This is a genomic window from Rossellomorea vietnamensis NBRC 101237, assembly GCF_001591825.1.
In the GTDB taxonomy this organism is placed as follows: Bacteria; Bacillota; Bacilli; order Bacillales; family Bacillaceae_B; genus Rossellomorea; species Rossellomorea vietnamensis.
Genome location: NZ_BCVQ01000001.1, coordinates 40,062 through 61,938, shown reverse-complemented (window position 1 = coordinate 61,938; position 21,877 = coordinate 40,062). Strand labels below are relative to the sequence as shown.

At 35.3% G+C, this 21,877-nt stretch carries 14 protein-coding genes; 4 read left to right on the top strand and 10 right to left on the bottom strand.

The genetic code is table 11. The annotated features are described in order from the left end of the window. Positions 1-161 precede the first annotated feature (161 nt). Both BVI01S_RS00270 and BVI01S_RS00265 read left to right on the top strand, forming a co-directional pair. A complete protein-coding gene (locus BVI01S_RS00270; protein WP_061808768.1) occupies positions 162-3,317 on the top strand; it encodes a DEAD/DEAH box helicase in 3,156 nt (1,051 codons plus the stop codon). Positions 3,318-3,928: 611 nt separating this feature from the next. Continuing rightward, positions 3,929-4,153, top strand: coding sequence for a DUF2188 domain-containing protein (locus BVI01S_RS00265; protein ID WP_061808767.1), 225 nt, complete (start codon positions 3,929-3,931; stop codon positions 4,151-4,153). An 85-nt stretch (positions 4,154-4,238) separates the two neighbouring features. Here BVI01S_RS00265 and BVI01S_RS00260 read toward each other — a convergent pair whose 3' ends face one another. Together BVI01S_RS00260 and BVI01S_RS00255 are read right to left on the bottom strand one after the other, a co-directional pair. Further along, positions 4,239-6,662: a DEAD/DEAH box helicase family protein gene (locus BVI01S_RS00260; protein WP_061808766.1), complete on the bottom strand. Its 2,424-nt coding sequence runs from the start codon at positions 6,660-6,662 to the stop codon at positions 4,239-4,241. A 4-nt stretch (positions 6,663-6,666) separates the two neighbouring features. Next, positions 6,667-6,990, bottom strand: a complete 324-nt coding sequence (locus tag BVI01S_RS00255; protein WP_061808765.1) for a nucleoside triphosphate pyrophosphohydrolase — start codon at positions 6,988-6,990, stop codon at positions 6,667-6,669. 185 nt (positions 6,991-7,175) lie between these two features. Between BVI01S_RS00255 and BVI01S_RS00250 the strand changes: the two genes are divergently transcribed. Both BVI01S_RS00250 and BVI01S_RS00245 read left to right on the top strand, forming a co-directional pair. Next, the gene (locus BVI01S_RS00250; protein ID WP_218000672.1) at positions 7,176-7,460 is read left to right on the top strand and encodes a helix-turn-helix domain-containing protein; all 285 of its coding nucleotides are present in this window, start codon (positions 7,176-7,178) and stop codon (positions 7,458-7,460) included. 40 nt (positions 7,461-7,500) lie between these two features. Further along, positions 7,501-7,692 carry a hypothetical protein gene (locus BVI01S_RS00245; protein WP_061808764.1) on the top strand — a complete coding sequence of 64 codons (192 nt, stop codon included), beginning with the start codon at positions 7,501-7,503 and terminating at the stop codon, positions 7,690-7,692. Between the two features lie 290 nt (positions 7,693-7,982). Here BVI01S_RS00245 and BVI01S_RS00240 read toward each other — a convergent pair whose 3' ends face one another. The 8 genes from BVI01S_RS00240 to BVI01S_RS00205 form a co-directional block, all read right to left on the bottom strand. Continuing rightward, on the bottom strand, positions 7,983-8,858 hold the full coding sequence (locus tag BVI01S_RS00240; RefSeq protein WP_061808763.1) for an HNH endonuclease family protein: 876 nt from the start codon (positions 8,856-8,858) through the stop codon (positions 7,983-7,985). Then, entirely contained in the window at positions 8,855-10,954 is a 2,100-nt protein-coding gene (locus tag BVI01S_RS00235; protein WP_061808762.1) for an AAA family ATPase, read from the bottom strand. The genes BVI01S_RS00240 and BVI01S_RS00235 overlap by 4 nt, the downstream gene beginning before the upstream one ends. Positions 10,955-10,984: 30 nt before the next feature. After that, positions 10,985-11,377 carry a hypothetical protein gene (locus BVI01S_RS00230; protein ID WP_061808761.1) on the bottom strand — a complete coding sequence of 131 codons (393 nt, stop codon included), beginning with the start codon at positions 11,375-11,377 and terminating at the stop codon, positions 10,985-10,987. A gap of 23 nt (positions 11,378-11,400) precedes the next feature. After that, positions 11,401-13,065 carry a GmrSD restriction endonuclease domain-containing protein gene (locus BVI01S_RS00225; protein ID WP_061808760.1) on the bottom strand — a complete coding sequence of 555 codons (1,665 nt, stop codon included), beginning with the start codon at positions 13,063-13,065 and terminating at the stop codon, positions 11,401-11,403. Between the two features lie 37 nt (positions 13,066-13,102). After that, positions 13,103-16,321 (bottom strand): DEAD/DEAH box helicase, encoded by a 3,219-nt coding sequence (locus BVI01S_RS00220; protein ID WP_061808759.1) that lies wholly within the window; start codon positions 16,319-16,321, stop codon positions 13,103-13,105. A 120-nt stretch (positions 16,322-16,441) separates the two neighbouring features. Continuing rightward, positions 16,442-17,158, bottom strand: a complete 717-nt coding sequence (locus BVI01S_RS00215) for a hypothetical protein (protein WP_061808758.1) — start codon at positions 17,156-17,158, stop codon at positions 16,442-16,444. A 19-nt stretch (positions 17,159-17,177) separates the two neighbouring features. Continuing rightward, complete coding sequence (gene pglZ / locus BVI01S_RS00210) at positions 17,178-19,070, bottom strand: BREX-3 system phosphatase PglZ (protein WP_061808757.1); 1,893 nt, start codon at positions 19,068-19,070, stop codon at positions 17,178-17,180. An 18-nt stretch (positions 19,071-19,088) separates the two neighbouring features. Continuing rightward, a complete protein-coding gene (locus BVI01S_RS00205; protein WP_061808756.1) occupies positions 19,089-21,869 on the bottom strand; it encodes a DNA methyltransferase in 2,781 nt (926 codons plus the stop codon). Positions 21,870-21,877: the final 8 nt, after the last annotated feature.

Here is a 21,877-nt window from a genome sequence, read left to right as displayed (position 1 = left end):
TCACTTTTTTCCAGTGTTGTAGCTATCATTCTATTATTTGAAGAATAAGTCCAATAGTTCCAAAACACTTTAAGCTAACTTAAACTTTCTAGTTCCTTACCTGTATAACATCTATGATATGATTATACCAAATAAATCCAGCGAAAGAAGTGTCCACCACCATGCTCAAACAAGGAATCTACGAACAAATCATTACCCAACAGCTCCACCAAGAACTAGCTAACACAGACCTAGACATCGAAATCGGCCGTACCCCTATAGACGTAGAAGAAGCCCGTAAAATGCTGTCTTCCTACATAAGCTCAGTAACGAGAAACGCTCTTAAACATGTCCGTGATCAAGAAAAGAATGATCATGATGCTCTCCTTAAACAAATCGAAACCTGTAACGAGATCATCGACACGCTGAGCCGTAATTTGGATCAACAAGAGTTCAACTCTCTTAAAATATCAGAAGAAGCTGAAGTATTAACGCATATCTACTCTCGAGTAAATTTCGTAAGGAGCATCCAGCAGCAAGAAGTCGTCCGTCCTGTTACCCCCATCTCAGAAAGTTCTTTGTTCACAGGATCTAGCTATGAACCGAATATGCTGGGTGAACTAAAAAAAGAAATCCTCTCTTCGGATTCCATCGAAATGCTCGTGTCATTTATTAAGTGGAGTGGCTTGAGGATTATTTTAGAAGAATTAAAGACGTTTACCGAAGGAGGAGGCAAGCTTCGCATCATTACCACCTCTTACATGGAAGCGACGGATTATAAGGCGATTCAAGAACTCAGTAAGTTATCCAACACGGAGATTCGAATTTCCTATGATGTGAAACGAACCCGTCTTCATGCAAAAGCTTATCTGTTCAAGCGAGATACCGGCTTCAGCACAGCGTATATTGGATCATCTAACCTATCGAATCCAGCTCTCACTTCCGGCTTAGAATGGAATGTGAAAGTAACGGAAAAGGACTCCTTTGATGTGCTAAAAAAATGTGAAGCAACGTTTGAAAGTTACTGGAATGACAAGGAGTTTAAAGCGTTTAATGGAAAAAATGAAGAGGACACGCACACTCTACGAATGGCTCTTGAACGAAGTAAATTCGAAGTGGCTGAAAGCTCTGTACAGTACATTTTTGATATTCAGCCCTACTACTACCAAAAAGAAATTCTCGAAAAATTACAGGCAGAACGAGACATTCATGGGAGACATAAGAACCTATTAGTCGCGGCAACAGGTGTCGGTAAAACCGTCATCTCTGCCTTCGATTATAAACAGTTCAGAAAAGCGAACGGAGGAAAAGCAAAACTTTTATTTGTGGCACATCGAGAAGAGATCTTAATGCAAAGCATGGATACCTTTCGTGCCATACTCAGAGACCCCAACTTCGGAGAAATGCTAGTGGGAACCCAACAGCCTTCCTCACTAGATCATCTATTCGTCAGCATTCAAAGCTTTAATAGCAAACAGCTTCACACCCACATAGAAAGCGGCTATTACGATTTCATCATTGTCGATGAATTTCATCACGCAGCAGCAGACTCGTATCAAAAGCTGCTGAATCATTTTAACCCTAGTATTCTATTAGGGTTAACTGCCACCCCAGAACGAATGGATGGCAAAAGCGTTCTCACCTACTTCGACGATCACATCGCCGCAGAAATGAGATTAACCGAAGCCATCAACCAAAAGTTATTAAGTCCTTTTCAATATTTCTGTGTCACCGATACCGTTGATCTCTCCCATCTAAAATGGTCCCGGGGTGGCTACGATACGAAACAATTAGAGAATGTCTATACATCAAACGATTTAAGAAGCAGTCAAATTATTCAAAGTGTGGAGAAATACGTAACGGATCTGAGTGACGTCAAAGGACTCGGATTCTGCGTTTCTATCGCTCATGCCCAATACATGGCCGACTTCTTTAACCAATCTGGGATCCCTTCAATTGCTCTACATGGAGGATCAGACAAGACTACTCGGATGGAGGCACAACGATTACTGGTGTCAGGTGATATCAAATTTATTTTTGTCGTTGATCTATACAATGAAGGAATCGACATTCCAGAAATCAACACGGTACTATTCCTCCGTCCAACGGAGAGTTTAACCGTCTTCCTTCAACAGCTAGGTCGCGGGCTTCGCTTATCAGAGGACAAAGAATGCTTAACCGTACTCGATTTCGTAGGTCAAGCCCATCAAAACTACTCATATGAAGAGAAACTGCGGGCACTCATCGGCAAGTCCAAGCACTCTGTTCAGTACTACGTAGAAAATGGATTCTTCAACCTTCCAAAAGGCTGCTTTGTCCAACTAGAAAAACAAGCGAAGGAATACATCCTGCGAAACATCAAATCAAGTGCCAATACGAAGGCTAACATCATCTCAAAACTAAAAACCTTTGAACAAGACACAGGCCAACCCTTGTCATTACTCAATGTCTTAACACACTATCATCTAGATCTGTACGATTTCTATGGCGGAAACAAAAACAGAAGCTTTCACCGACTCCTTGTTGAAGCAGGAATCCAAGAAAACTTCACATACGAAAAGGAAAAATGGATCACCAGTCGTCTACCAAACCTGTTCCATCTCAACTCAAGAAAACTTCTCTCATTCCTACTCAACTATATGAATACAAGAGAAGTGAAGGGAAAAGAAGAAGAACTCATGCTCAACCTTTTCTACTACTCCTTCTATCAAGCACACCCTGCAAAAGAAGGATTTGAATCAATTAAAGAAGGAATCGAACTCGTACTCGAGCATCCCGTCTTCCAAGACGAAATCAAACAAATTCTCGAAGTTCTATACGAATCTCTAGAAACCATTGAACTAGAACCAAACTTTGACTTCACCTGCCCGCTGCAAGTACACAGCCAGTACTCCACAGCCCAAATCATGGCAGGCTTCAACTATTACAACTTAGACCAAAGTCCGGCCTTTAGAGAAGGCGTCAAATACTTTAAAGACAAAAACCTAGACATCTTCTTTATCACCCTGAACAAGTCAGAGAAGGATTTCTCACCGTCCACGCTATACGAAGACTACGCGATCAACGAAACCCTCTTTCACTGGGAGACTCAAAGTAGAGTGAGCGAGGAAAGTCCGACTGGTCAGCGATATATTCATCACCGTCAGAACGGTGGAAAAATCGCTTTGTTTGTAAGGGAATATAAGAAGGAAAAAGGAAGCATCCCTTCCCCATTTGTATTTTTAGGGACAGCGAATTATATTAAGCACTCTGGTAATAAGCCGATGAGTTTTGTGTGGGAGCTTGAGGTGGAGATGCCTTCTTATTTGGTGCCGCGGGCTAATAAGAATATCTTATGATTGAGAGGTCCTATGTTGCCTTGAAAAATTCATGCTCACAGCTAGTCATTTTGAGGCTAGCTGTGGTTATTTTGTATATAATCAATGAAAAAAATCTTTGCACAATTTTTAGCAATGTAGAAAATTATAGAAATTGTCGAGAAATCTTGCCCTTTTCTTGTTAATCCTAAATCATTCTATTAATCTCTGCACTTTTCTAATTTGACAAATTCAATATCCGCCCCACCCAAAACACAACATATTGTATATATAAATTTTTTAGCGACTACATGTTGTTGCAAGGAGTAAGCGGTGCTATAATACAATAGTGTGGGATGGATAAATATTCATATAAAGGTGGTGAGTAAAAATGAGAGTGAGGATTAAAACATCCAATATTAACAAATTAGTAAGGGACATGAATCGAGAAGTGGATAAGCAAGTTAAAAGGGGATTACAAAGAATTGAGAGAGAACTTCAAAGAAAAGTAAAATAAAAGCTCTTAATTGTTCTGCCAAACAATTAAGAGCCCATAAAAATATTTACACTCACATGATACAACATTCTATATATATTTCAAAGAGTACCTATGTTCGCCCCACATACAATTTTCAAATAAAGGAGTCGGTATAATGGGAAAGAACCAACATGTAACACCGCATTCTGAAGGTGGCTACCAAGTCAAAGGTGCTGGGAATACTAAAGCAACAAAAATATTCGAAACTCAAAAAGACGCTATATCGTTTGCTAAAGACGTCGCAAAGAAACAAAAATCCGAGCTATTTATCCATAATAAAACTGGACAAATCAGAGAACGGAACAGTTATGGAAACGATAAGTTCCCTCCAAGAGGATAAATAATTGCTATTGCCTGTCTATTCAGTTAGGCAGGCAATATTTTAATTATCAGATCTGGGATTAAAACTAATCACTTACGATTGTTTATTTTCCTCTTTCCTCTTTTCTCTGAAAATAAGCATGCAACCTATACTCACAAATCTCCCTAGTAAACTCAAAAACAATTTGCTCAAATCCCTCAGGCACCTCTAGCTGAATCGCAAAACGTCCACCTTCAAACCTAATCAACCCATCAGAACTTTCACTCCACTTAGTCATAGGCATCTTTGCAATCAATCCAGCAACCTTCTTCTCATCATACACCCACATCTGCTTATGTGATTTCCCGGAAAAATCAATCCGCTTCCGATATTCCTCACTAGTTAAATACGAATGGAAGTATGGAGCCACCTCAATAGACGTTACAGGCTTGTACCAATCAGATGGCCCTCTTTCAAGCATTGCTTTTAAAAGCACCATTTTATAGCTTCTGCTCATTCCCGTCTTTTCTACATCCTTCAGCCAAAGTTCATACTGTAAATATACGTCCTGTTCTAACTCAGTCAACTCTCCCACTTCATAAAGAAACCGATGATACGATTTCCACTCATCATAATAAGCTTTCGCACCCATTTTCCCATGCAAATGAAGCGCCAAATAACTAGGTCGTCGTCCCATCTCATACTTAAGCTCGTAGTATGCATCTTTAAGAGCATCCCTTCTCGGCTGCTTTTTCCGTGCCATCTCGGCAAGTAGATCTACTACTTTCGTTTCTAAATTCAATGAGCAACTGGCTGGAGTAGTTGGAATAACGTTTGTTTTTCCCTTCTTCGCCTTCTCTCCTTGATCAAACAAAGACATCTTAATATCAGCATTACGGTAGTTTCCGATCAGATCGATGATGACACACTGATCTTTGCTTTCATGTAAACGAAGACCACGACCAACTTGTTGGGTAAATACAGTCAATGACTCAGTCGGTCGTACGAATAGCAGGGTATCAACAGAAGGAATATCTACTCCTTCATTAAACAAGTCAACCGTAAAGATCGCATCAAGGCTTCCGTTTTCCAGCATTTTAATAACTTCAGACCTACTCATACCATTCGGCTTTGAAGTAAGAGCAATCGTGCGGTATCTTCTTTCATTAAAATACCCGGATAAAAATTCTGCTTGGCGAATGGATGAACAGAACACTAGGGACCTCTCTTGTTTGTGAGATTCCCACGCCTCGATAACCTTCTCGGCATAGCTTGTTCTTAATTGCACTGAAAGAAGTTCTTCTTCATCGTACCTCGATCCCAGCCACGTTAGCTGAGAATAATCCGTCTCATCATAGACTCCATAATAATTAAATGGAGACAGCCATCCATGACCAATCGCCTGGAGAAAATCGATCCGATAAGCAAGATTACCTTCACAGATTGCGTAGATGTCACGGTTGTCATTACGATCAGGGGTGGCTGTGATACCTAGAAGAAATTCCGGTTTAAAATAGTTCAGCACCCTTTGATACGTGTTGGCTGCTGCGTGATGAAACTCGTCAATGATGACGAGATCAAAATCTTTTGGCGTAAAACGATTAATATGCTTTTGCATACTCAGTGTGAAAATAGAAGCAAAAACAACATCCGCTTCCCCATCTTTTGTGGTTCCATTATATATCCCTGTGGTTAGATCAGGGAGCACATTCTTAAACGATCTCTCTGCCTGCTTTAAGATCTCTTCTCGATGCGCAACAAAGAGAATTCGCTTAAAACGCTTTGCGAAGAATGCAGCTAGATACGTTTTCCCTAATCCAGTAGCCATAACCACCAATGCTTTATGGTAGCCTTCGTCATACGTCTTCTCCAGTTCTTCTAAAGCTTCAATCTGAGCAAAGCGTGGGGCAATCTCCCCGTAAGGTGCAGGAGTCTCTAAAACGACATCCTCTGAATGCTCCATCTTTCCAGCAGGAAGCATCATGTTAACCTCTTCCTGCTCCGTCCATACTTTTGCTAGATTCCCATGATTTCGATGGAATTCTCTATAAGACACCTCATACTCTAGAAGGCTCTCAGCATTTAATGCGATGGTTTGCTCATGATAAAACAATCTCATGAACTCCTCTGATCCTTCCTCGAATATCTTCTTCTCATCATTGATCAGAACATTCCACTCAATGCCCTTCCCCATAGCTGAAGCAGATAAATTGGAAGACCCAATAAAAAAATGATCATGATCTGCCGTCTCAACAAGATAAGCCTTTGGATGAAAGCTGACACCTTTACTCTTCCACAAACGAACCTCTATAGAAGGATGGATAGACAGCAAACCCTTTAATGCTTCCGGCTGGGTGATGTAAAGATAATCCCCCGTTAGGATCTTTATGTCGGCCCCCTGCTCGGCAGCAAAACGCAAAGATGACTTCAGTAACTCTACACCAGATCTCATTGAAAAAGACGTAATGATGTAAACTGTCTTCCCTTTACGGATTCTGTCTTTTAATTCCTCGCCTAAACGAGAAGTAATCAATTCAATTGAACTCATCCAATCAATCCTCTACCTCAATCAAAAAGATCTTTTCTTCAAACCCACCACGCTTTTCCGCTTTCTCTTTCCGTGCCGCTTCAACTTCTTGTATAGAAGATCCATGATGCTTAGCCAGAGCTTGAATAATCTCTAACAGATCCGCAAGCTCCTCTACTGCTTCTTCATTCGATTCAGCTGCACAATACTCATCCAGTTCCTCATAGCTTTTTTCTTTTAAATACTTTATGTAGTCCTGATCAATTAAGATTTTAGTTGAAAACTTCTTTCCTGTGTTTTCAATGATTTGTGGGATTTTGTCTCTGACTAGTTTGTTATACGTTGGCATACTACGACCTCCTATTTTATGTATATGAATAGTTTAACACGACAGATAGTTCCAAATGAAAATACTTTAGATGTACCTATTAAAAATCTACTATTTCGCCTCACTTTATTTCAAAATGTCGTGTTTAGTCTGTGTTAACTCTCAATTCCCCCTTGAATAATAGAGGTAGAGGTGGGTAGTGAGAGTTGGATATACATAACGGATTAAACAACATTATTGGCAAGCAGATTCGTACAGAACGAAAACTTCAGAATTTAACGATTGATGAATTGGCAGAACTTGCTGGTCTTCATCACACCCACATGGGAGACATTGAAAGAGGGAATGTTAATACTACCATCGTCACCCTTTTCAATGTAGCTGCAGCGTTAAACCTTGATGATCCATCTGACTTGTTGACCAAAGCCATCAAAGATCTTTACCCTCACTTTCAAGAAGAAGTGAAAAAGCGTACAATTAAGAAAAGGTAAACTTTCATTTTATTAATCTCTATTCATCTAGGGAGGTATCATGATAAAAAGAGAATTTTACGTTATTAAAGATAAAGAAACCACACTCTATACCATTATGGGGTTTAATTGTAAGGACGGTTATGGAGAAGTATTTATTCGAGATAAAAAATCAACAACTTATGCTTTTAGGGGATTTAATAGACAAAAGACATTGAAGGAAGCTAAGAGGCAGATTAACTTTTTGTCTTAGATAGCTTCACTAAACATTATTTATTCATTTTAAAAAAGGGACACAAGTTTTTTCTCCTTTTTTGTATTTTTTTACTCACATCCACTTAACCACAGCATCTACACGTCATTACCTTCAAGCAACTGTGACAGGTACCTTTTTCAAGATTATAATATTCTTATATTTAATACATTTTACCGTAAAGTTAGATAGGGTAAACTAATAAATGAGTTATAATATACAACCCTCATCTTAGATTAGTTTCTAGATGAGGGGTTCCTTCATTTATTCATTTTCTTATTTATTATGTACTAATTGTTATCTGTTAATTGATTAAACCTGGATAACAACTTTTCTATTATTGGGCCATACTCTGTAAAAAAATCAGCAGTTAGATTATTAACCATTCCTAGATAAGGTGCTGTAGGAAGGTTTATTCTATTTAAAGAATTATAAACAATTTCCAAGTCTTTTACATCACTTTCTATTACTTCTTTAAGCTCTTCTGCATTAGAAGCCTTCGTTAATTTTGAAATTCTTTTAAGGTACCCTAATATTAGAGTCTTTTTATCTTCTATATCTATTGCTAACTCTTTCCTGTTTTCGGTTAGTTTTGGATTATATAAACCATAGACATGAATAGATATATCTCCTTTACTTCCTTCTTCCCCTATATACTTAACTATTCCTTCTTTTGTGAAATACATATAGTCTTGTGGATCTATATCTTCATCACAAGGATCTATTAGTTTTGGGTCTTCAATAATATCATTATCATGCCTTTTCTTTCTATTATTATCATCTAATAAAGGAAATTGGTTTTTCTTATAAGTTCTATTACATGTGTCACATGCAAGTAATAAATTTTCCCAATTCATAGCAAGCCAATAGTATCCTGGATATTTTAAATCTTCATCGTTGCTAGAATGATAAGCCTTTTTGGGTCTAAAATGCTCTATATCTCCATATGTGACAGGTGATATCCTACTCTCACAGTAAGCACATTTATAATTAAACATAGTTTCAAGTATCTCTTTTACATTACCTTTTTTATAAGCCTTGAATTCAAAATTACGATCATCTTTCTCAAAATGTTTAATTGCTTCTTGTAATTCTTTAGAACCTTCAGAATCTGGGTTACTAAAATCTAATACTTCCGGGCACTCTATCCTTTTTATATGAATCATTTTCCATACAACCTTGTAAGTGAATTAATAGCTTCTTCAATCTCTTGAGAAAAAGAAGAGATATTTATCTCCTCGTTTCTTTCTTTTTCTCTTGCTAAATATATATCTATTGCCTTATAAAACAATTTATCTCTTTTTGTTAATCCAAGCTTATTATATTCAGATAAGTAATCTTCTAACTCATTAATTCTTTTTGCTTGTTCTCCGCTTGGGGATGGTTGTGCTAATAATTTATAGTATTCTTGAAAATAAATATTCAATTCAGGTATAGTATCATACAATCCAAAAAATTTAGAGGTAAGAATATCTTCAATCCTCATCCCTTTTTGTGAGGGTAAATCTTGTATTAGCAAAGTCTCTTTATCATCATTATCCTCAAACATTACAGCAACTTCATTCTTCAATAGCCCCCTTAGTGTTAAGGGATTATGACTTGTAGCAATAAACTGTATTTTAGGAAATGCTTTTCTTAATCTCCTTACAATTTCTATATTCCACCTTGGATGAAGATGTGCATCTAATTCATCTATTAAAACTATCCCTTCAGCATCATAGTTACGCCATCTATTTTTCATTACCATCATAATATCAGTTGCTAGTGCAATTATTGTTTTATACCCATCACTCAAATCTTCTAATTTAACTGACGAGTTAGCGAATTGAAATCTTATTTCTTTAGTATCATGTGTTCTTGTTATTTCTACTTTCTCCAAGAATAAATCCTCAATTGCACTTTTTACTCTATCAAAGTCTTCTTGTTTTACCCATGTTAAATAGTCTTCTACATCAACCAATGGTTCAAATGGGTCAAAAAGATTTTCTACTCGAGCCCAAGAAAGTTTAAAATTATTCGATTTTTCTTCGGTTGGTAGTAATCTAGTGGAACCATACGATAGTATTAAGACTCTAGGGTCAATATGATTCTTTCCCTCAAATAAATGACTGTTTCTTTTAAAATATATTATAATAGGGTCTATCATCCCAGTTAGATATATTTTTATAAAACCTTCACTTTTTTGATTCTTTATAAAATTACTAGCGTTCTTTTTAATAACTTCTTTACGCTTTTGTTCACCCATTAACCCAATAGATATTGCCTGAAGTATTGAACTCTTACCAATTCCATTTTCCCCTAACAGCATTAACCATGGGGCATCCTTACTTTGACTTAACCTAAAGTCAATATTCACATGGTTTAAGCCTTTAAAGTTTTTTATTTCAACTGATTCTATAAACCTCTGTTTAGAAAAATATTTCTGTATGTCTCTTTCATCGGTTACATCATAATAATCATTTTTTTTCGTTCTATTAAAATATTTCTCTTTAGCAACCTTATTTGGAATGTCTTCTCTTGCAACAGGGTTTCTTCCATTAAGCATGCTAAGGTATGGTGTAAAGTCCCGTATATATGGAATTAAGTCATCTGCAATCATTCTTAATAAACAGTATCTTTTCATTCCTGCAAATGGCGCTTCTTGACTTATCTGCTTTATTATTTCTTCAAGAATTTTCTCATCTTCTTTATCATTTATGAAGGCCTGACAAATTCTATTAAATTGAGAAAATTCCATTCTTCTTCCTTCAATTAATGAATTTCTATTTAAATTTAATATTTCTACTGTTACTTCTCCCTTTTTTGTTTTGGGTATGATCATTCCTTCTTCATCATACAAGAAATGCTTTTCTGGAAAATCACGAAAGGGATTTATTAATAAACGCTTTTCTTTAATTAAGTCAAATTCATTAGCTTCAAGTGAACAAAAGTCTCCTTCAAGAGGGAATCTATTGCTTTTACTTCTATGGCATTCAACACATAGGACTAATGTGTTTGACCAATCTTTGTCCAACCATCGATAGTGTTCTTCAGAGAACTGACCATTAGTTATATTTAATGCACCTTCAATTGGTCTGTAATACCCAACCATTAACTTCATATCAGATGAGGAGGATTCACAGAAAACACACTTATTATTAAAATATTCAAAATACTCATCTAAGTTATATCTGATATAATTATCAGAGTATTCTATATCCTTTTTTTTAACCCATTCATTAAAAAATGTTTCTGGCCATTTACTCTTATAAACTCTAATCATATAAACCTCCTATTAATTGTTTGCTTATGACTAATTTCTGATTCTTCTTGGATTATCGAAAGCAATCTTTAATAAATTATATAACTCATTCACATCATGTATGTAAGCAAAAGGAATGTTGATTTGGTTTATATACAGTTCCCGCTTTGGCTTTTCATACTGAACACTAAATTGATCTTTTCGTGTTAAGAGGTTATCTCTAATTTCAGGCGGAAAATGCAGTAATAGTGCATTACCATTTTCTGTCGTGATCGTAGCAAACTTTATAAAACCTTTCTTTGCAATTGAAATACATTTCCTAAGTGAGACAATTTCAATATCATCAAAATTATCGTCTATAAAAGTGTAGATTTTTTCTGCCGTATTTCGGTGGTATTCATCTTTCATAAGAGGAAAAATATCTTCCACAGATTTATATTCCATAGCCTTAACTCCTCATCAATAGATTAGTAGATTAAATCCTTAAACTTATCCAATATAAGCTTTTTTCTTTCCTCTATGAACTGAGGATAGTTTTCCAACTTCCAAAGGTTTTTGTCTCTAGGTATTAAGTGCATATCTAAATAGTCATCTGATTTACCTTCAAACCATTTTTCCGGTAGAGTAGCACTCTTACCTCCTGAGCCATTCTCCTGCTGTGTTAATAACATACAATTTGCAATCTGATCCCGATCTTCTGCTCTATATGCTAAAACTTTCCTTCCTGTAGTCGAATTTACATTTTTTATTGTTTTTAATGCACTCTGCGGGAAGATGTGATCAACTTGTGGTTGATTATCTACAAATGCAGGATGGTATGAAAAGTCCTTATACCAAAGGTTAAAAATTAAATGGATGTTTTTAGATCCATAAGACAGTTCAAGAATTGTTTCTTCACCAATTTGTAAGTTTCGGCCGCTTCTTCGAATAGCGTCAAATAGATCATCTACTTTAAAATCTTGTGATTTTTTTATCGCATCAATACAACGATCTATAACTGTATCAGGACTTCCGCTAAAAGCTCCAGTTAGTAATGTCCTTAATATATATTCATCTAGCTTTTTAACGCTATTCCACTGGTTTTTAAAATGATATCTAAAATAAATGACTGGTATTAACCCCAGATAAGATGTTAATGCTTTATCTGACCTTAAATACGTCTTACCATATAAAAAGTCCTTTACATCCTTGATTGCATTGGCAATATCATCCCATTTATCTGAAATTGCTTCTCGCGTAGTTTCATCTCTAAATTTCGAAACATTATAAGCTGCACCTTTATCAAGCAGTGATAAACATGTTTTTAACACGAAGTCACGATTGAATTTGTAACCTGTGTTATTAATATCCTCTAGTAATTCTTCCATCTTCTCATCAGATTCTGACCAACTAGCAGATAATAGAGAGAACAATAGGTCTGATTTTCCTAATACAGTTCCTCCAGAATTAGCTCTAATAAAAATTTCGACAACATCATCTTCGGTATATGCTTCCTCATTATCAACACTATCTAATTCTTGATAAATCAATGTTTCATCTGAAGTGAAAATCCTTATTATTTTAGAAACGTTTCTTCTTACGCGTCTTTCCTGTTCTCTAGTTAAATCAATACCTGATCTATCAATTAGTCTTTCACTAATTTCATCATATTCTCCATTACTAAACACAATATCTTTGAACTTTATCCAAGGAAATTTAACCTTTTCCTTTTCCATAAACTTAAATTTGTATCTAATATCATCAGGTTGTGTTAAATCGCCACTTAAAATATCCAAATATAATTCTTTTCCCTCGTAACTGCCTTTTAAGCCAATAAACAAACTTTGTAAGCGTTGTTGCCCATCTAGCACTAACATCTTTATTTTTGAATCCTCTAATACGTAAAAGTCCGACAACTTCTGTTTCTTTTTATAGTTTTGGATGAATTCTCGACGTTTAATATTGCTCTTAGTCTTCCACACAAGCAATGTACTTATGGGATATTCTCTAAGTATCGAATCAAAGAGACGCTCTGTTTGCTCCTCTTTCCAAACAAATGGTCTTTGAATATTGGGTAGCCAGAAGCCACCATCCTTTTCTTCATTATTTAAATATCCAACCATTCTCCTAATAGTTTCTCTTTGGTTCTTCATCTGTTCACACTCCTTATTCTGCTTTTGTCCTCTCCTATTACTGCTTAAAAGTAAATACTTCTTCTGCCATCGCTCTCTCCACTATTACATTACCGTTTTCGACAACATATATATAAACCTTATCCAGAATATCCCCTAAATCTTCAATATGGTCTTCACTAAGAGAATAATGATGTTGATTAGTCACAATAATAAACCTAGGCTCACCATTAAACCGCTCACTATAGAAATCTACAAGCGCAAACGGCTTGTACACTTTGAAATTACCTCTGCCATTTTCCTTTTCATGCTGCTCAACAATCCCCTTAAAGTCTGTTGATACAAGTCTACTTATTTGACCATTTGGTGATAATTCTAGTTGCATAAGTAACTTTGGTGGTTCCATTCCGATGTTTCTCTGGCGTTCTACAAGCATTAAGCGTTCATCTCTTCGAACTTCTGTATCAATTAAGTTAGCGTTCATTTGATTGATCAGGGCGCTATTTTTATTTTCAACATTCTCTAACTCGTATTGTTGGCGTTTATCGATAATCTCGTCGATTTGCTTTTTAAATGTCCTTTGTAAGTAACCAGATACTTTATCCAGCTGCTGTTCCCTTTTATTCTTAATGAGCTTACGTAATTCTATTGTTTTCTTAACGGCTTTAACTTGAATAGAAGGATAAACTTTTTCATCAAAGGTCATTACACTCCCTGTAAACCGTTGATACAGCCAATATGAATCCAACTCGATCACTTCACCATTTTCCCGTTCAGCTAAAAAGATTATCTCTCTTCTTAATTCTTCTCCCGTTCCATCGTTAATAATTGAAGAATATACTCCAACTGATAGTAGTTCAGATGTAGGATAAGAAACAGAATATCTATTAGTTGCTTGTTGATCTACCTCACGTTTAGTTAGATACATGGCGAGCTTTGTTAGATTGTGGTCACTATTTAAGCGAACTACCTCATCTGATTCATAATCTGCATAACCTGTAAATTTTACTGAGTCTACTATACTCTCAATCCCCAGGTTTAATTTTCTAGACTCCTCCCTAATAAACTTCGGAAAGCGATCAATACGTTGTGTTTTGCCTTCTTGGCTATCATAAATTCGTATATTATGTTTCTTAAAGATATGCTCTACAAATGGTGCGTATATACGTTGAGGAAGCTTCTGAACTGCTAAATCATTTTGCTCTCTTCTCATTGTAGGTAAATCAAAAGACTGTTCAGCTAATCTTTCTTCTTCAAAGAATCTTAATAATCGTTTATGTTCCTCCGACATACGTTTATCCATGTTTGCAATAATATCGTCCAAGTTTTCCCGCTTTAAAATTGCTGCTTCCATTAAATTAGCCAGGTTACCGTATTCATCATCCAATACTTCGCCAATAAAATCGTAAACAAGGTCTGATCCTAGATCATCTCTCATTCTCTCCATTTTCTCTAATAGACGAATCATTACATCGCCTTCACGAGTATTTGCAGCAATAAGGTTAAAGATATCTACTTCGTTCTTTTGACCAATTCGATGAATACGACCCATTCTCTGTTCAAGCTTATTAGGGTTCCAAGGGATATCATAATTAATCATCTGATTACAAAATTGAAGATTAATCGATTCTCCTCCTGCATCTGTTGCAAGCATAATCTGACATTCATTTCGGAACAGCTCTACTTGCCTTCTCCTTTCGTCCATCGAATAACGTCCTACAATCTTTGCGATCTGTGTAACACGGTCTTTTAAACGCTGTTCTAAATAATTCAACGTATCTGTTGATTCTGTAAATATTAAGATCTTTTCACCTTTTTCAAGCAATCCATTAGTTCCAAATAATGTACGTTCCAGTTCATCATATTTTCTCTCGATCATATTTGCCCGTAGGTAAGAGGTTTGGCTGATTAGTTTGTCGAGTTCTTTAATTTCAATCTTTAACTCTTCTGTGTCGATTAGGTCTACCGCATATTCAAGCGATTCTTCAAGTCTCTGTTGTTCTTCTATACTTTCTTCATCATACTCATCAACTTCTAATTTACTCATCTTCTTAAATATTTTCTTACGTTCTTGTTCGGTTTCATTAAGGAGTATCTCTAAACGAGCTTTTCTACGTACAAGTGAAAGATGTATTGCTTCAATGGATGATGATAAACGACGTTGTAGAAGCATCATGGCAAATGCTGTACTATTATTTCCGTTATTCATGGCTCTATTAAAATGGTTCCGAACATATTCAGTAACAGACTCATAAAGTTCCAACTCTTTTTCAGTCAATTCAAATTGCAACGATTTAGTCGTCCTCTTAGGGAATAGTGGAGTACCATCAAAATTTGTAAGACTCTCCTTCAACCGTCGAATAATAAAAGGGTTAGACTTTTCTTTTAACGATTCATTAACTGTGACACTAGAGAATATATCGTTATCAATTAATCTCATTAGGTGGCGAAAGTTTTCCATATCACCTTTATGTGGAGTCGCTGTTAATAAAACACAATGTGGCACTTTTCTTAGGAGTGATTCTCCAAGATGGTATAACTTTGTTTTGCTGGTCTTCTTTTTAATGGCTCCATGTGTGTATGCTGCCATTTTATGTGCTTCATCCACAATGATTAAATCGAAGTCAGCTTCCTGTACATATGATTTAATATCCTCCCTAGAAGCCCAGTATAATGATGTTAAACAAAAATCGTGTTCAATAAATGGATTCTTCCCACCATATTGCCTCATTACTGATCGATTAATAATAAAGAAATGTTCTTCAAACTTCTCATGTAATTCTTCCTGCCATTGTTTTAAAACGAGTGGAGGTACTAAGATCAAAATTCTTTTTACACTTTCTCGTGCTTTTAACTCCTTAATTAGCATTCCAGACATAATCGTTTTACCCGCACCCGGATCATCGGCTAAAAGGAAACGGGCTTGAGGTACTTGAAGCATTCGGCTATATACTGCTTCAATTTGATGAGGGAGAGGCATAAGATTTTTGTTTCCTAGTGACCTCCCTTTAGAATATCTTTGCTCTACTTGTAATGAATAGTATTGAAGGATATGTTGAATATCTCTAGCATCCATTTCTTCCTTACTAATAGACTTATTAGTGACTTTTGTTAAGGACTCTATTTCTTGATGATCAAGCATTCGTTCATAGTATGTATGAGATTCTCTCCCTGTTGCAGCTACAGAGAAATATTCGTCTCCAAAACTCTCTACCTTTTTAACTTCTACAGTTTCCGGAAAATGCGTTCCAAAAACAATATCTCCTACTTTTATCATAAAACCACCTTACTATCTCGTTTTCTATAATTATATTAAAAGACACCAGTTTATTGTGTTTTTCGACAAAAAAAGACCTTTTATGTGAAGTAAAAGGTCTAGATTTGCGTGACATTATATTTATTTCTGTAGACCTACCATCCTCATGTCTACACCTTGTCTAATTACATTAAAACGTTGTTTCTCAAGATCATCTGTTGATAAGTCTAAGTTAAAAGGGAACAACAGTGAATTGTTCCTATAATATTCGATCGGCAAAGCATCAACACCTAAAACATGAATCAAAACTTCTGCTATCCATTGCTTTAAGGCATTAGATTGAATAGAAATCTTTTCTTTCGTAATTTCTTGCATGTTTCTTTTTTCTGTTACAATAACTCCCCATGCCCTCAGACTTGTTAATGAGGCACTAATTGACACTTCTACTCTTCTTCGGTCTCCATACAGTGCCTTTATCTTACGTGAAATCTGATCAGATGACACTTCTTGTTGAAGTTTAAACAACATACCCATCTCATTAATTAAATCTTTAAAAAATGGATATGCTAGCATTGTCATACCCCAATGGATAACAATTCTTTCTTTGTGTGATACCTCATCCATTAATCGAAGAGCTTCTTGCTGTAAATGTTTATAGTCAACGTCAACAAGATACCAAATCTTAAATAGGATGGTTCGGGCATTCATTCGAGACTTATATCCTGCAATATCAGCAGTTAAAAATTCATCCGCTTTTTCGTATAGTTCTTGTCTAGTTTCGCTTCTTGGAATCTCTCTAGCCATAAAATCTAACTGATGAAGGAGAATTTTTTGATCAAATCCAACAGCTTTTTTCATATTTATCAATCCTCTATCATTAATAGACCTTAATAAACGGGACAATCACTTCTTCAATACTGATACCACCATGACTAACGATATGCTGACCTTTTGTTACAAATGCTTCCCCACTTTCAGCGACTAGAAAATGTCGATCATCAGAGAAACCATAATTGGGCCATTTTACTGAAGAATATTGTGTTGCCGCATCATCTCTAAAAACAGGGTCTGAATATATTCTAGCACGTTCCCCTTTGGTTTCAACTAGAGATCCTTGTTTTACTTTTCCAATCCCTACACTCTCTTTATTTCCATGATCTGATGTAATATACGTAGAATATCCTGATTCTTTTAGATGACGCAGAAGATCTTGAAGATAGTTGGTCTTTAACCATACATCTATTTCCGCATACATTCCTTCTAATCCTTGGATAGCACTATGTGTAAGCTTATCTATATTTCTCAAGATAATTGCAGCCTTTTTGTTATTACTTCTTTCTATTGCTGAAAGTTCTTTTGAATTGAAACCTCCTTGTGCAAGGAGGTTTTCAAAAGTGATATGCATATCAGAGATAGACTCTTTATTCCAGAACTGCTTCCACGCTTTTTCTTCTCTGATTGATTCTTGTAATCTAGGAATAGTCGCTTGAAAGATAGACATTCGACTTATTTCTGTAATAGTTGGTACCCAAGCAAAGACTCCATATTCCTCAAATGTAAAGTGTGCCTCTAATGCACGCTTAATTTGTTTCCATTGAATAAAACTCATCCCGTCCATTATAATTAATGCCTGTTTCTTTTCATCCTTCAATTGAAGGTGAGGTAGGATATGATGTACCATAGCTGGCTTAATATATGGTGATAGACCTGCTAATGCTTTGTAGTCAGTTAACATCCATTCTTTAAATTGTGCGTCTACCTGACTAGTTAACGAGTTCACTATTTCTTTTTCCGTATTGTAATTAAGTTGTAAGTCCCTTATCTGACTAAATGTGTCTATGATTTCTATCCAGTCTTTATGATGTTTTCTTTCAATTGATAAATTCGAATCAACCTTATCAACAAGATACTGGATGTCTTTAAAAGGATTATACGACCTCTGCTTCACTCCGTTTTGTGCCCATAACGGAATGTTCCTCTCAACATCTATTTCAACTGCTTGTAATCTTCCCTCAATGAATAGATGCTGAATAGCTCTTTGAATATGCTCTGAATGCAGAAAATGTTCCTTATGATATGTATCTATATAGCCATCTTTAACCGAAATATCATTATTTATATTTTGCTTAACGAATTCTTCCCATTGACCCTGTAGATACTGATAAAAAAATCCTTTACTTTCAATAAGTGTTAATTTATCGCTTGAAATTCCTTTTCTCTCAATTGTCTCTTTTATATAGTCCTTTAAAATAGGAGCTAATGGGTATCTACTCTCATGTATCTTTATAAGCAAATCCATCCATTCCTCTTCTGTTTCAACCAAATCATAAGCAAGCTTATATACGCGCTTTAATATAAAGTTACAAGTGTCCTTATTAGAAAGAGAGCCTTGCTGCTGTGGAGAAACAGCATACAAGGCATCTAACACTTCAGAATCTAGTTGTCGTATAATTTGGGCTGAAAAGAATGGCATAATATCCTGAATATTTAATTCTACATAATATCCTTGTTGTAGCATATCAAACGGAAATGTAAATTCTTTATTACCGGTAACACGGTAAATCCATTTCCCTTTTTCATAATCTTGATTACCTTCATATATTCTTCTCAATTCAGCACGATCATCAACTTGAACAAGAGAAATATTCTCCTTCTGCAAAAACAGGATAATATCTTCATCTGATAATAAATTATCCACATCTTTTAGAAAAATCGCTGAGTGATAAGAATAAGGAAGCCGATCAATAATTTGTTTACGCCAACCATTCATATAAACCCAACCCCTGTCTTAGACTCCTAATCGAATTTGTGCATTGTCAAAGTACATTAACAGTTTATCGTCTTCTTGCAATACTTTCTCTGGGAGTCTATCACCAATTTTAACAATAGTTTGGTAATCTTTTTCGCTCCATGCTTTTTTAAATCCTGTACGAATTGCTTCAGTTCGGAATTGTTTAAGCTTTTTCTTGTTACCTTCAATTTCTGCCTTATAACTTTCAAACTCACGCAACAATGATTTTTCACGTAATTTCTCTAAGTCAGCCTGTTTATTAGGATCTGGAACATACCAACGATTCTTAGCCTTTTCTTTTAATTTCGAATCAGTCTTCTGTAGTCCACGAAGATCCTTATAATTTGAGCTCAAATAACCGTGAATCTGACTTGGTACTTCTTCTTTACCTTCATATATTAAAAAGTTCTGTTCTAACAATGAATCTAGTTCAGGTAAAAGCTCATGTTTAGCGATGTGTTGAATTTCCTTCATATAATTAGGGTGTATATCTTGCCTTGATTGAGGCTTATTTGTTAATTGCTGACGGAGCCACTCGATTGCGCTATTTTCATCTGATACAAACAGACTTAACTGATTAAGATTATTTACTAAAGCTCTCTTCTTATCATACAATGCTACTTGTTTTTCTAAGAAAATCATCCCGTCTCTGAAAGGATACTTCTCTGAAACTTTCGCCTGGAATTCTCCTGAAGAGATTGGTACAGGAAAACCATTTTGAACGTGGTATGCTACCATTCTGTCAAATAAAATTCTAGGAGTCCGTTCTAATACCAATTGACCAGAACTATTTTCACTAATTAATATAGGTAATTGTTCTAAATGGTTATCAATAAAATTCCATACTGAGTTTTCGGAATCTGTATGTTTTTTAATTTGCTCTACCATTTCATTTGATGGCTTATACGCAGAGATTACTAAATCTTGTTTAACGGCAATTGTTGAAGTCACGGCTTTAAAGCTTCCTTGTTTCTTATCAAGCACCGAAACATTTGCAATAATAAAACCTGCTTTTTGTGCTGCTTCTTGAATTGCATTCCACACACTTGCCCTTGAATTACTAAATTCTATAGTTATCCACCTGTTCGGTTTTAGACAACGGTAATATACTTTAAAGCATTCTTCCATTAGTTTTTGATAAGATGACAGTTCTTTATGTTGGCTTTTACTAATAATTGCTTCCTTTTTATTATTGGTTTGTAATCTCAGCCAAGATTCCCAAATAAAACTTAACTCTGAGTACATAATATTTTCCCCAAAAGGAGGGTCAGTAAATATATAGTCTATAGAATTCTCTTCTAGCTCAAGAGATGTTAATGATGAACAACCAATAATACTTTTTTTATCTTGCATATAAAATGCTTTAACAATCCTATTTATTTTATTTTTATATGCATCAAAAATATTTGCCTCAGATATTTGAGAACCAATATACAATGTCCCACTAAGAGGATTATAGGGAAACGAGACACCTGGTCTATATCTATTTAGTAGAGACATGTTAATCAAGTGACTACTAAAAAGTAATTTAAGCGCATCTCTATGCTCATTTTTCTCAATTTCCGATAAAATAGCTGATAAAATTACTAGATTACGCTTTGTATAAAAGTGATGTACATTAGTAACTCCGGTATGATAACCTGCTCTCCATGTATCTCCCCACTTCTCACCCTTGTTCATCATTGGATTTGTAGGGTACCAGTCGGAGGATTCTAACTTATCTATTTCATTTATTATCTTAATATCATTTTCATCAGGTTCTTTTTCATAGGTATTGTTATCAAAACTATAATTAATTAATACTGGGATACGTTTTGTTTGTCCAACAGATTGGTCAATCGATGCATCGTACTTAAAATCAATTGAGCGCTCTAAACTTTTCTTATTTAATTCTTTACTACAACCTGGACATTGGAAACTTTCCTTTACTTTTCCATCTTTCTGATTTACACATTCACTATAAAAACAAATTTCATGTGAACATTCTGGACAATTAAAAATATCAGACCATACAACGTAATTTATTCTGCCCTTGCTTCCATTATGGTCTGTTTCATACATCCATCCCATCTTATTCTCAACACGTCCTAAAATTCCTTTTGCTTCTAATTCAAATTGCTCTGTATCTAATGGAGTATTGTAATTATATGCTAGGAAAGTAGCTAATGGAGATAAGTCATTTAATACAGTATTTCTTGAACCAAGTTCGGAAAACTTATTATTATTTTCGTCAAAAATATTTCCATTATCATCAATTAAATATCCTAGTTTCTTTATAGTTTCTCTGTCACCACACATTTGACTAGCAACACCTGTCATTCCTGTTCCAGAAAAACCATCTAATATTACATCGTTAGGACTAGTATAGTGCAAAATATACCTCATAATTGCTTTATGGGGTACTTTTGTATGGTAACTATGAGCATTATAAACTGGGTCTGTTTTTCCTTCTGAAATATCTGCAGTATATGGTTCTCTTTTATACTCTTTATTTTCTCTTTGCTTATTTTCCATATTCCAATTTGAAATAAAATCATTAATCCAAGGATTAGGACAAGCTGTATAGTATGGAGGGTTGGACAAAGAAATAATTTCTTCATCCTCAGCTATTGGGAATCCTTCTAATTTTTTTAACTCTGGTAACTTTTTTCTTAGTTCATTACGAAAGTAATCCCGTCGTTCATTGTCATTTTTAAAAGTAATACCAAGACATGTAACTTCTTCATTGTCTGAATTTATTTTATTAAATAATGATGTTTGTTCTACATTATTTGACACACGTTTCC